A 12,417-nucleotide genomic window follows, 5' to 3' on the forward strand; every position below is an offset into this window, starting at 1 on the left:
GACCTTCAGGAGAGATGGATGAGCGGTTTAAGTCGCACGCCTGGAAAGCGTGTATAGGTTAATAGCCTATCGGGGGTTCGAATCCCCCTCTCTCCGCCACAGATGTTAAAAAGCCCTTGATCCCAAGGGCTTTTTTTATTTTTCTGCATTCCCCCCACGTTTGTACCCATGTTTGCATTGGGGCTGACCTGCCCCCGGTTTTAGTCCGAACTGCAGTTAGAGTCCGAGGTTAAAAACTGCTGCTTTGCATCGTGCGCCCGGGCGAACTGCGCAGGCGTCAGATAGCCGAGCGAGCTATGAGGCCGCTCGGTGTTGTACTCGATACGCCATTCCTCAATCAGCCGCTTGGCGTGGCGCATCGAGACGAACCAGTGCTCGTTCAGGCATTCGTCGCGGAACCGCCCGTTGAAGCTTTCGATATAGGCATTCTCCACCGGCTTGCCAGGCCGAATGAACGACAGCGTGACGCCGGCTTCGTAGGCCCACGCATCCAGCACCTTACCAGCGAACTCCGGCCCGTAGTAAGTGCAGAATGGTTGTCAGCCAAACAGGGCGAGAGGCATCCTGAGGTTTCTCAAGGATCTGAGGAGGACGCCGAGATGGCTGACACTATGGATACTACGACCAAAGCGAATTTACTGGCGATCGACGTGGCTCGTCGATCGAATGCCGTTTTCGTTGAATTGCTGAGCGGCGAGCAGCGCCGGTTCAGAATGACGAATAGCGCGCAAGATTTTGATCGGCTGCTGAAATTCATCAGCGCAACGCCAGGCTCATGGCGAGCTGCCCTCGAGCCGACTGGCGACTATCACAGGCCCATTGCTTACCGGTTGTTGGGTGCTGGTGTCGAGGTAGTCATTGTGTCCTCTGTTGCACAAGCACGGTATCGCGAAGCGAAATTCAATTCGTGGGACAAGAATGATCCGAAAGATGCTTCGGTAATCCTGGACATGCTCAAGCACGGAATGGTGATGCGATACGTCGACCCTATGGTCGAAGGGCATCATGATTTACAGGAGCTATCAAAAACGTACTATCAGGTGTCCCGAGCCCGGACCCGAGTGCTGCATTCCATTGCCAATCACCACCTTCCGCTCTATTTCCCAGAGATGCAGCGGTATTGGCAAACGACGCGTATCGAGTGGTGGCTTCGTTTCATGCTTGAATTCCCAACCCCGGCTCACGTGCGGGCCCTCAGCCTGGATGCGTTCATTCTCCAAGCTTGGGATCTTGTCGGCAGGAAAGTTGAGAAGACCGCGAAGTTGACCGAGATTTGGCGAATGGCGGAGCATTCGGCAGCGTTACCGCACGCCCCGAATTGCCTCGCAGTCGAGACATTTCGAGTGTCGTTGCGCCAAGCCCAGCATTTGAACGAGCTGCGTAGCGAACTCGAGCACCGCGCGGAGCAAGTGCTGGTCTCCAATAAGGATTACGAGCAATTGCTGAGTTTGCCAGGCATTGGTCCCATCATCGCTCTGACCGTGCTGGCAGAAGTCGGCGATGTCAGGCGGTTCGCTCACCATCGGCAATTCTTGAAATACTGCGGCTTTGATCTGGCCAAACTGCAATCCGGCGCCCGACGCGGACGAGAGCAACTATCCAAGCGCGGCAACGCTCGCCTGCGTCTGGCATTTTGGATGGCCGGACAAGTTGCCATTCGCGTGCGTGAGAATGCATTCAAGGACAAGTACGATCGGTATATCCATTCGGATCCTGGAAATCCTGATCTACGTCGCAAAGCGCTCACCGCCGTTGCAGCGAAAATGGCCCGCGTCGCGTTCAGCATCGTCAAAACTGGCCAACCGTATCAACGATTTTATGAGCAAAGCTTACCCAGCGGATCGATCCCTCTCAGTAGGGCCGTAGAGGCAGGGCCATGCCGCTGACCTCGTAGATAATGCTCGGACCTTCCGCTGGGCCTCCAAGCTGTTTTAAGTACGATGAAGACCTGCGCATATCGTCAGGATCTTGTTTCTACTATGGTGAGCTGCCTCGCCCATTGAAAGCGGAACTGGCTGGGAAGCGTTGCACGCTCTTTTCAACGTACGCGCTGTCATTCTGACTGCGCCTGGATGCTTGTTGTCTATTTGTTGGCTAAGCACTTGCAGTTAGTACGTTGTCGACCGTGATGGATGCGGGTAAGCCTCGCATCTCCTTGAGCCGCTCGAGCACTTGCTGCACTCGTAGGCCCGGCAGCGAAGTATCGACCTCGATGGCCAAGCACTCGCGCGTGTAGTCGTCGACCACGTTCAGGCATCGAAACCGCCGACCATAGGCCAACCCGTCAGAAACGAAGTCCATCGACCAGCTCTGATTCGGGCCTGTTGGTAACGGCAGCGGCGTGCGCTCGACAGCCGCAATACGCTTGCGTCGCCGCTTGCGCACGCTCAGCCCCGCCTTGCTGTAAAGGCGCCAAATGCGCTTGTGGTTGGCGAAGCAGCCATCCCGCTGCAACAGCACGTGAATCCGGCGATAGCCGTAGCGGCGCTTCTGCGCGGCGATGGCCATCATCCGGCCAGTCAGCGCTTCGTCATCAACTCGGCGGCGTGATTCGTAGTGGAACAGCGAGCGCGAAATCCCTACCAGCCCGCAGGCCCGGGTAACACCCATGGCACGTTCGGTCATCAATATCCGGACCGCTTCGCGCTTGGCCTGCGGGCTTGCTACTTTCGAGCCAGCAGGTCCTTCAGCGCGGCGTTGTCGAGCATCGATTCGGCCAACAGACGCTTGAGCTTGCTGTTCTCCTGCTCCAGCTCCTTCAGGCGCTGCGCTTCGGAGACCGTCATCCCGCCAAACTTCGCTTTCCAGTTAATGGGATGGACTGCCCCCGAAGGGGTATCGTGCTAATGACTCATCTCGTGTTCGGAGGCCATCATGGCAATCTCTTTTCTCGGAATCGATGTGGCAAAAAATGTGTTCCAACTGCACGGCGTCGACGCGTCTGGGAAAATCATGCTACGACGCCGTGTCGCGCGGTCGCAACTCATGGAAGCTGTTCTGAGGCTCACGCCGTGCACCATCGGCATGGAGGCATGTGGTAGCGCCCACCACTGGGCCAGGGAGTTCGCGAAGCTGGGCCACGCGGTTCGGTTGATCAGTCCGCAGTTCGTCAAACCCTTCGTCAAGGGAAACAAAACCGACAGCAATGATGCAGAGGCCATATGCGAGGCATTACAACGCCCCTCAATGCGATTTGTTCCCGTAAAGTCTGTTGAGCAGCAGGATGTTCAAAGTCTGCATCGTGCTCGCAGTCGCTTGGTCAACAATCGAACTGGCTTGGTAAGCCAAATGAGAGGCATCTTGGCCGAGCGTGGCATCGTGTTTGCTCAGTCAATCACGCGGGCGCGTCGGGAGATTCCAACTATTGTTGCTGACACCGGCAATGCGCTCACACCGCTCGCGCGAGAAATGCTGTCCGATCTTATGGACCAGTTGCGTGAGCTTGACGGTCGAATCTCCGGTTTTGACAAGCGCATTGATGCGGTCTTCAAGGCCAGTGAAACGTGCCAGCGCATCGCGAAGATCGAAGGCGTCGGCCCCAAAACGGCCACCGCCATTGTGGCCGCTGTCTCGGACCCCAAAGACTTCAAAAACGGGCGTCATTTCTCCGCATGGCTGGGCTTGGTGCCTCGCCAGTGCTCAAGCGGCGACAAAACGAGACTCCAGGGAATCAGCAAACGCGGCGATCGACATCTGCGAACACTACTGATTCATGGCGCACGTGCGGTACTTCGAACTGCCCCCACCAAACAGGATAAAAAGCATACCTGGGCTTTGGCGCTTCAACAGCGGCGTGGCGCAAATCGTGCGATCGTCGCAATGGCCAACAAGATGGCTCGTACCATCTGGGCCATACTCGCCTCAGGCCAGCCTTACCGTCCTGCGTAACATTACCTCCACCGACGATGCGTTGATGATTGACAGTGGCACACCGGTCGATCCGGCGAGCAGGGAACCTGATTTTTATGACGGCCCTTGAGGTCTTCCAGTTGTTGAGGCCTGTTCGTGCGGATTTCCAGTTAGGCGCAGGACTTTTCCATGACGCCGGATATATGTACGCAATCGACTCCCGTGCTAATCAAAACATCAACTTGCTATCTAGGGCAGTCCATATATGTAGTAGGTCGCTTCCGAGATACCGTACTTGCGACACAGCTCCGCCGGCTTCAGGCCAGCCTCGGTTTCCTTCAAGATGCCGATGATTTGTTCTTCGGTGAATCGCTTTTTCATTGCCGTTCCTCTCTGGAACGGACTCTACACCGGCACCGTACTAAACGCGGGGAGCAGGTCAAGGTCCAATGATCGACACGACTTCACCTTTCTCCAGGGAGAAGTCCACAGCATGCAGGGCAGTGAAGTCGCCAAAGCGCTTAATGGCGGCATGCATTTTGAAAATCGGGCCGGCCTCGAACAAGCGCTCACCGGTTGGCTTTGCCGATGACATCATCGTTGCACTCCTTTTCCAAATCGACGTTCCAACATGTTCTGCCCAAGCATTGCGATACTTGTCAACGCCGGTTTAAATCTGACCCACCTTCCGGCGTATCGCCGAAGTAAATCTGACCCACCCAGGCTCCGTGTCACGCGGCGGCTTTCGCGCCTGCGCGTGTAGTTTGTCCAGCTTTCCGTTTGTCCTTCAGCCGATAGCTTTCGCCTGCAATCTGCACGATGTGCGCGTGATGCAGCAGCCGGTCGAGCATCGCCGCAGTCAGCGTCTGGTCGTCGGCAAATGCCGTGGCCCACTGCGTAAATGGCAGGTTGCTCGTCAGCACGATGGCTCCGCGCTCGTATCGCTTGGCCACCACGTTAAAAAACAGATTGGCTTCCTCGCGTCCAAACGGCAGGTAGCCGATTTCATCGATAACCAGCAGCTTCGGGCCAACCACGGCGCGGTTAAAAAACTCCCTCAGCCGGTTCTGCTGCCGGGCTGTGGCCAACTGCATCATCAAATCGGCGGCGGTCGTGAAGCGCGTCTTGATTCCTGCCTGTGTCGCCCGATACGCCAGGGCGCAGGCGATGTGCGTTTTGCCCACGCCAGATGGCCCGAGCAGCACGACATTCTCGGCCCGTTCGATAAACGCCAGCCCGGCCAGCTCCTGGATTTGGGCTCGCGGTGCGCCGCTGGCGAAGCCAAAGTCGTATTGCTCCAGCGTCTTGATGCCCGGCAGGGAGGCCATCTTGGTCAGCGTCTGGCGCTTGCGTTCCTCTCGGGCATCCCGTTCGGTCAGCAGTAGCTGTTCGAGGAAGTCGGCGTGACTGGCATCAGCGTTGGCAGCGTTCTGGGCCAGCACGCTCCAGTCGTTCCCGATGCGGTCCAGTTTCAGTTCGTCACACAGCCCTGCAATGCGTTCATGCTGGAGATTCATGCTGCCACCTCCAGCAAGGCGTCGTAGACCGACAGCGGATGCTGCAGGCTTTCGCTCGGCAGCACTCGCTTAAGCCGCGTCGGTACCGGTGCTGTAATCGAGGTCGACACCGGCAACGGCAGCAGTGCCGCTTGCTCTAACGGCAGTCGAACCGACGGTTTCTCTTTCGTCGTGGCATGCACCCGGACATTCGCCACCTCGGCCAGCCAGCGGCCAATATGGCCGTTAGCCGCCTCGACATCCAGCTTCAGGCCAGATTGCTTGAGCGTCGCCGCCAGCGGCACCACGAAGCTCTGCTTCAGATACCGGTTGAAGCGCTCGACCTTGCCCTTGGTCTTGGCACGGTACGGCCTGCATACCTTCGGCGTAAATCCATACGTTTCCGCCAGCGCCAACATCTCGCCGTTCCAGCGATGATGACCGTCGCCGTAAGCATCGCGTTCGACGATGACCGACTTGGCGTTATCGAACAGCACATGCTCGGGCGTGCCGCCGAAGTAGACGAAGGCTTCTCGCAGACACTGGCACAACGTCGTGGCATCCTCGCCGCTCGTGAAACGCACGTACGTCGCCCGGCTGTAGCCCAGCGTGGCGACCAGCGCCAGCAACGGCGACCTGCCGCGTCGGATCGTGGTGAAGTCGGCTTGCATCTGTCGGCCTGGCGGCGTCTCGAAGCGCACGACCGGTTCCGGCTCCGCGTCCCTGTATGGCGCGAGGAACACCTTGAGTTGGCTGATACCGCCGTCGTAGCCTTCTTCCCGCAACTCGCGCAGCAACACCGTTGCCGGAATCCAGTGCGGCCGCGCCGCCTCGATTCGCCCAAGCAGGTACGCCTTGAACGGGTCCAGTTTGGTTGGCCGAGGCTCTCGCCCCTTATACCGGCTAGCCTTCTGGTCGCGCAGATATCGTCGGACCGTGTTCCGCGAGACACCCATCTGCCTCGCTATCTCCCGCACCGGCGCTCCGCGCCTTGCCAATACCTTGATTTCCACTGCTTGCTCCTGAGTCAGCATCGGCGGCAAAAGCCGCCATCCTCTCCCAGGTGGGTCAGATTCACTTCGGCGGGTGGGTCAGTTTTACATCGGCGCTAACAGATACTCGTCAGAACGAGATACCAAATACATGCGACAGCGAGCAGAGGGATGGTTTCAAACGTGTTCGAGTAAATGAGTTGCACCGTTGTCAGTAGCTCGACGTAACCGATAACCGTGACCAGCGAGGTGTTCTTGAACATCGTAATGACCTCGTTGGCCAGCGGCGGAATGATGATGCGAATCGCCTGAGGCATTACGACGTGCCACATCATTCTTGTGTCGCTCATGCCAAGCGCTTTGCAAGCTTCGCGCTGCCCTTTGTCAACAGCGTTGAGGCCACCTCGAAAAATCTCAGCGCTGTAGCCTCCCAAGTACATCGCCAAGCCGATGACTGCGGCGCTGAATCGCGATATCAGGCTGTTCGTATCGACGTCGAACAACGACCAGTTCGAGAATGGCACCGATATCGAAATTCGCGGAACGAGTGCTGCGAGGAAAAACAGAAAAAGAAGCATTGCAAGCGCGGGGGTCGCGCGAATGATCCATATGTAGAGGTACGCAGCGCCTCGAGCGATGGGGTTCTCAGACATACGACAGGCCGCAATGGCGACGCCGAGCACGAGGCCCAGGGCGCTTGCGATGAACGTCAGGACCAGGGTGTTCTTCAACCCCTCAAGCACGCGCTTGTTGAAGAGGTAGTGCGCAACGATGTCCCATTCCCAACGAGGGTTCGCTACGATGAGTTGATAGAACGCGATGACGGCAATCACCAAGGCACCGTGCCAAATCAGATCCGACTTCTTACGGCGAGGATGAATCTCGTACTCCGTGGTCGGAACTTGCGCCTCCTGCGCAACCTGTGGTCCAGCATTTTCAGGGGGGCAGATTGTTTGCTGATTCATGCTCGAATTCACTCTCCGTCTTTTTGATTCGATGACCATTCAATTGGGCGCTTAGTGTGTGTTTGCGCCGCTACTCATAACTCCAAGCAGAGCTGCCGAGCGGCCGCCTGTGCTGACGGCTTGAGATTATGAAGTCCAATTCCGGGTGTCAAAGTCCGAAACAAACACCCGCCTATTCCTATGGGTTATACGCCTGCGCCACGGGACTTTGCGCGGGACCCAGCCGCTATCCGCCCGCGTAAACCCCAGTGCAGTTGGGCTCTCGATCCTTACCTTGAGACTTGCCTGGCTGAGCCCGAAGAGGCTGACCGGCTACGGGCAGGATCTTCGATGCCTGACAAAAAATCTCTGTGCAACCAAAGGCTTAGGGCTTTCCCTAGTACGGTAAAATTTTTTTGTGCAAGCACAAAAACATCATTGTGCATGTTTTTGTTCTTGCTTATTCTCCGTCTCGTTGGCTTGCAGAGGCACTACAAAATGCTCGCTGCAAACCTTCAGTGACGCATCACGGCTACTCGCGAGCACGGGTGCACTGTTGGCCCCTTAAAACTAGATAAAGGCTTGATGATGAATTCGAGAACTCGTGCAGACAAAGGCCGTGCCCCCTCTCTCACTCGGGTGGTCTTTGCCGCTGCAGCGCTAATGACGTTCGCCAATGTGGCGAGCGCACAAAGCAGCGTGACGCTTTACGGCCTGGTCGACGCTGGCATGAGCTTCAATTCGAATGCAGGCGGCAAGCAACTGACGTCGATGACGTCGGGCAACCTGAATGGCGGTCGATGGGGGCTGATGGGGACAGAGGATCTCGGCGGTGGCTTGAAGGCCATTTTCCAGTTGGAAGCCGGCTACAGCGTGACCAACGGCACGATTGGACAGAACGGCACCGAGTTTGGCCGCCAGGCGTATGTCGGTCTCACAAATCAATACGGAACGGTCACACTTGGTCGTCAATACACTGACGTTTCGACGAAAGTCGGGCCGTTCCAGGCATCCAGTTGGGCGGCAGGCGGTGCCGCCTACGGCTCACACGTGGGGGACGTCGATAACTTGGATAGCTCCTGGCGCGTGAACAATGCAGTGAAGTTCCAAAGCATGGAGTACAAGGGCTTCACTTTCGGGGGCTTGTACAGTTTTGGTGGGCGCGCGGGCAACTTCACCCAGAACAATATTTATGACATCGACGTCGCGTATGCGTCAGGTCCGTTCTCTGCCGCTGTCGCGTATTTGTACGCGAAGAACCCGAACTTCTCGTTCTACGGTAATCGCGCTGGAGACAGCGCGACCGCATCAAACATCACGAGTCCGGCCGTTGGTGGATATGCATCTGCTGGTTCACAGCAGATCTTGACCGCAGGCGCCGCTTACAAGGTGGGCACGGTGACCTTGGGTTTGGTCTACAGCAACGTGAAGTTCAACGATCTCGGCGCAACAACCGTTGCTGGATTGAGCACGCAAACGGCGGCATATCGAGGCTCAGCGACGTTCAACATTGGTGAAGTCAACGTCAAATACAACATCACGCCCGCCCTCATGCTGGGCGCAGCGTACAGCTACACGCGCGACAGCGGTGCCACAAGCAATTCGGGCGCCCACTACAACCAGTACGACTTGGGCGCGCTTTACTCGCTATCCAAACGCACAACGCTCTACCTGGTTGGCGTGTACCAAACCGCGAGCGGCACTAACTCCCTCGGCAATACGGCGGTTGCGGCCGTCAACGGGGCAACGCCGTCGTCGACGAACCATCAGCTCGTCACAACCTTGGGCATCAACCATAAATTCTGATGCCTACGGCGCCCGCGGGCGCCTGCGGCTTAGTAATCAGCGTCAGCGGGTTCTTGCCAGCCTGGGTCGTGAAGGCCGGCAAGGACTGCGTCGGCCACGCGATCAAAGTCATTGCTGAGTTGACCGGTCGCAATACGCAAATGCGCGGTTTTCGTAAGTGCCGATGGGCTTCCAGGATTCACAGCGATGCCGCGAGAGGCAAGTGTGACCAAGGCATTTTGCTCGGAGGGCACTGGAACCCAAGCGACAAGCCCGCCGGCACTGTGGGGAATTTGGCGCTCAGTCAGGGCGCGTGAAAGGGCAGCGTTTCGTTGTGCGTATATCGCACGGGCACGCTCGACGCAAGCTACCGACTCCGTGTCCTGCAGGAGCCATGCGACAGCCTCTTGGAGCAGGCGCGTGGTCCAGCCTTCGCGGAAGTTGCGATACCCGCGCACCTGGTCGATGACGTGTGCAGTGCCCGACATTACGGCCAATCGCAGATCTGGGCCGTGGGACTTGGAGAAGGATTTGATGTGAACGGTGCGTTCCGGAAACGATTTACCAAAACTGGTAGCGGGTTCGGGAGATATCAAACCGAATCCATCGTCCTCAATGATGAGCGTGTCGCTCTTTTTGAGCAGTGCAGTTAACGCGGCAATTCGTTTTTTGCTGAGTGCGCGTCCCGTCGTAGCGTGCGAACCGGGCTGGAAGACAAATGCTGACGGCTTGAGCTTCAACGCAGCGGCAAGCGATTCGGGAAGCGGGCCTTCGTCATCGCACTCGACGGGGATTGAGCGTGCTCCAACCTTGTCGACGATGTCGAGGATTCGGACGGTTGCGGGGGTCTCGACCGCGACATATGCCCCCGGAAGGACGGACGAGATCAGCGCCAAATAGAGGCCATCGTAGCCGCCGTTTGTAGCGATAAAGGCCGGCGCTTCGTATGGCCACACAGCCTCAACGGCATCGCGAAGTGAGGGCGTGATGACCTCGCGCGCGTAGCTGTGCAGATTCTTCGCGTTGGTCGCATGCACCAGCGCTTGTTGGAGCGGGGGAAGCAGCTCGCGGTCGGGGGTCGCGAGTCGTAGGTCTGTAACAGCATATGGGCCGAAGTTTCCTCTACCCTCGTAGCGGACGGGGCGAAGCGATGTTTGGTCGCCCTGAACCCAGACGCCGTTGCGACGAGAGCCTGAAACCATTCGGTGAGCACGTAGCTGACGCCATGCGCTGGAGACTGTTGACGGGCTCACCCCGAGCGCGGTGGCGAGATCTCGAACAGATGGGAGCTGCGTGCCGATCGGCAGATTCCCGTTGCGAATTAGGTTCGCAATTTCGACCGCGATGCCCGCCGGGCTGCGGTCCTGGATACGGGAGACAAGCTTTGAGGTGCGGTCTTCGTCGGTCATGAGGATGGATTTTGTGCAAGTACAAAAAACACATTGTACATTTTTAATGTCTATATACACTCAAATCGTCACTGAGCGGCAATGCTCTCGACGTGTAGGAAAGTGAGGAGCGACATGCGTTTGAAGATGAAATTGGCAGTGCGTGACTGGGACTATTTGACCCCTTTGGTGTTGGGAGACGTAGTGTCGAGCAAGCTGGACATCAAAGTGGACCGTGTCCAAGCTGTGCAAGACTGGGCTCAGACAAACGACTACGACGCTGGCGAGGTGTCCTTCAGCAAGTATGTGCAGGGTGTTGCTGCCGGTGGTTACCCGCTCAAATGCCTACCTCACTTCATGATGAGAGGGTTTCGTCAGCGGTGCATTCTCACGAGCGAGGAGAGCGACATCACGCGACTCGAAGATCTCGCCGGAAAGCGTATCGGGGTTACGGGTTGGTCCGACTCGGGAAACACGTGGACCCGTACATTGTTACGGCGAGTGGGCGTCACTATTGATGATGTGCAGTGGTACGCCGGACGCCTGACCGAGTCCTACCCCATCATCGACCGTCTCGGCCGATTCGCGCGGCCTGGTCGCCTCGAGGCGACACCCAATGAGAAGCCGCTTGTCGACATGATCAAGGACGGGGAACTCGATGCCCTGTTCTCGCCGTTTCTGCCTCCCGAGTTCTTCAGCGACAACGCTGGTCTTCGGTTCTTGCTGTCAGATTTTCGCACCGAAGAAGTGCGTTACTTCAACGAAGTTGGCTACGTTCCAGGCATTCATATCCTCGGCATTAAACCAGCTCTTTGCGAACAGCATCCTGGGCTGGCTGAAGAGCTCAGTGAAGTCATCGACGAGTCGTCGCGAGTGTGGATGGAAAAAAGAACCAAGTATCAAGACACGACGCCTTGGTTGCTTGACGACATCGCGAGAACACGTCGCGAACTGCCTGCGACGTGGAACTCAAACGGCTTCGCACCCAACGAAAAGATGATTGCCGACTTCGCAGTCGAGCTTTACGAGCAGCGTGTCGTTGATACACGTCTCGATGCGAAAGCCATCTTTCCGGTTTGACTTCACATCTATGCGACACGAGGAGCACCAATGAAAATCGCAATCGGACAAATCGCCGTTGACCGTGCGGTCCAGAGTAATCAGCGGAAGTGCATCGAACTGATGCGCACCGCAGCCAGCAATGGCGTGCGCCTTCTCGTCCTCCCGGAGGGAATCCTGGCGCGAGACATCGCTGACCCTGACCTCGTCTTAAGCGCAGCACAGCGCATTGACGGGCCGTTCATGACGGCGTTGCTGCAAGCAAGTAAAGCGAACGACATGACCACGATGCTGACCATTCACATCGCGACGGGGGCTGAGCGAGTCAAGAACGTTTTCTTCGCGATTCGCAAGGGTGAGGTGATTGCGAAGTACGAGAAGCTGCATCTCTATGACGCGTTCTCCATGCAAGAATCTGTCCGGGTCGCACCTGGCAACGAAGTGCCTCCGCTGGTCGATGTTGACGGTCTGCGCTTTGGCATGATGACGTGCTACGACGTCCGATTCCCGGAGCTTGCACGGCGACTGGCACTTGATGGCGCAGATGCCTTGGTACTTCCCGCTGCGTGGGTCAAGGGCCCGATGAAGGAGTGGCACTGGGAAGTTCTCACCACGGCGCGAGCCCTCGACAACACGTGCTACGTCATCGCCAGTGGCGAATGTGGACCTCGAAATATCGGAGCGAGCATCGTTGTCGACCCACTTGGCGTTGCAATTGCCCGAGCCGGAGAGGCGGAAACGTTGCTCTACGCTGAAATCGATCCCGCTCGCATCGCCCACGCTCGCTCGGTTCTGCCGGTTCTGGCTAACCGGTGTTTTGCCGCGCCAGAACTCAACAAGACCGAAGTCGGTGCGACAACTGCCTCGTAAAGCGACGGCTCCATTGAAGAAGCAGAAGGACGTT

At 57.4% G+C, this 12,417-nt stretch carries 12 protein-coding genes, 1 tRNA gene and 2 pseudogenes; 6 read left to right on the forward strand and 9 right to left on the reverse strand.

The window, feature by feature from the left end:
* Window positions 1–8: 8 nt before the first annotated feature.
* A tRNA-Ser gene (locus OYT13_RS04275) sits at window positions 9–99 on the forward strand.
* A gap of 101 nt (window positions 100–200) precedes the next feature.
* Here OYT13_RS04275 and OYT13_RS04280 read toward each other — a convergent pair.
* Window positions 201–518: pseudogene (locus OYT13_RS04280) on the reverse strand (integrase core domain-containing protein); the annotation flags it as partial.
* Window positions 519–599: 81 nt separating this feature from the next.
* On the opposite strand from OYT13_RS04280, the gene OYT13_RS04285 reads away from it, so the two are divergent.
* Complete coding sequence (locus OYT13_RS04285) at window positions 600–1,886, forward strand: IS110 family transposase (protein WP_442796440.1); 1,287 nt, start codon at window positions 600–602, stop codon at window positions 1,884–1,886.
* A 208-nt stretch (window positions 1,887–2,094) separates the two neighbouring features.
* On the opposite strand, the gene OYT13_RS04290 is transcribed toward OYT13_RS04285, so the two are convergent.
* Both OYT13_RS04290 and OYT13_RS04295 read right to left on the reverse strand, forming a co-directional pair.
* Entirely contained in the window at window positions 2,095–2,625 is a 531-nt protein-coding gene (locus OYT13_RS04290; protein WP_268567304.1) for a DDE-type integrase/transposase/recombinase, read from the reverse strand.
* Between the two features lie 38 nt (window positions 2,626–2,663).
* A complete protein-coding gene (locus OYT13_RS04295; RefSeq protein ID WP_004545012.1) occupies window positions 2,664–2,786 on the reverse strand; it encodes an IS3 family transposase in 123 nt (40 codons plus the stop codon).
* Between the two features lie 88 nt (window positions 2,787–2,874).
* On the opposite strand from OYT13_RS04295, the gene OYT13_RS04300 reads away from it, so the two are divergent.
* A complete protein-coding gene (locus tag OYT13_RS04300; protein WP_268566701.1) occupies window positions 2,875–3,888 on the forward strand; it encodes an IS110 family transposase in 1,014 nt (337 codons plus the stop codon).
* A 228-nt stretch (window positions 3,889–4,116) separates the two neighbouring features.
* Here the strand turns inward: OYT13_RS04300 and OYT13_RS04305 are convergent.
* The 5 genes and pseudogenes from OYT13_RS04305 to OYT13_RS04325 all read right to left on the reverse strand — a co-directional run.
* A pseudogene (locus tag OYT13_RS04305) lies at window positions 4,117–4,230 on the reverse strand (transposase); the annotation flags it as partial.
* Window positions 4,231–4,288: 58 nt separating this feature from the next.
* Window positions 4,289–4,447 (reverse strand): hypothetical protein, encoded by a 159-nt coding sequence (locus tag OYT13_RS04310; RefSeq protein WP_268567305.1) that lies wholly within the window; start codon window positions 4,445–4,447, stop codon window positions 4,289–4,291.
* A 133-nt stretch (window positions 4,448–4,580) separates the two neighbouring features.
* Window positions 4,581–5,366, reverse strand: coding sequence for an IS21-like element helper ATPase IstB (gene istB, locus OYT13_RS04315; RefSeq protein ID WP_038618124.1), 786 nt, complete (start codon window positions 5,364–5,366; stop codon window positions 4,581–4,583).
* A complete protein-coding gene (gene istA / locus OYT13_RS04320; RefSeq protein WP_268567306.1) occupies window positions 5,363–6,379 on the reverse strand; it encodes an IS21 family transposase in 1,017 nt (338 codons plus the stop codon). The genes istB and istA overlap by 4 nt, the downstream gene beginning before the upstream one ends.
* 74 nt (window positions 6,380–6,453) lie before the next feature.
* Window positions 6,454–7,302: an amino acid ABC transporter permease gene (locus OYT13_RS04325; protein ID WP_268567307.1), complete on the reverse strand. Its 849-nt coding sequence runs from the start codon at window positions 7,300–7,302 to the stop codon at window positions 6,454–6,456.
* Window positions 7,303–7,866: 564 nt separating this feature from the next.
* Here OYT13_RS04325 and OYT13_RS04330 point away from each other — a divergent pair.
* Entirely contained in the window at window positions 7,867–9,087 is a 1,221-nt protein-coding gene (locus OYT13_RS04330; protein WP_268567850.1) for a porin, read from the forward strand.
* A gap of 29 nt (window positions 9,088–9,116) precedes the next feature.
* On the opposite strand, the gene OYT13_RS04335 is transcribed toward OYT13_RS04330, so the two are convergent.
* The gene (locus OYT13_RS04335; RefSeq protein ID WP_268567308.1) at window positions 9,117–10,475 is read right to left on the reverse strand and encodes an aminotransferase-like domain-containing protein; all 1,359 of its coding nucleotides are present in this window, start codon (window positions 10,473–10,475) and stop codon (window positions 9,117–9,119) included.
* 114 nt (window positions 10,476–10,589) lie between these two features.
* Between OYT13_RS04335 and OYT13_RS04340 the strand changes: the two genes are divergently transcribed.
* Both OYT13_RS04340 and OYT13_RS04345 read left to right on the forward strand, forming a co-directional pair.
* Window positions 10,590–11,534, forward strand: a complete 945-nt coding sequence (locus OYT13_RS04340) for an ABC transporter substrate-binding protein (RefSeq protein ID WP_268567309.1) — start codon at window positions 10,590–10,592, stop codon at window positions 11,532–11,534.
* Between the two features lie 30 nt (window positions 11,535–11,564).
* Window positions 11,565–12,383, forward strand: a complete 819-nt coding sequence (locus OYT13_RS04345; RefSeq protein WP_268567310.1) for a deaminated glutathione amidase — start codon at window positions 11,565–11,567, stop codon at window positions 12,381–12,383.
* Window positions 12,384–12,417: the final 34 nt, after the last annotated feature.

The sequence above is a fragment of the Pandoraea sp. XJJ-1 genome (genome assembly GCF_026802345.1).
Lineage (GTDB): Bacteria > Pseudomonadota > Gammaproteobacteria > Burkholderiales > Burkholderiaceae > Pandoraea > Pandoraea cepalis.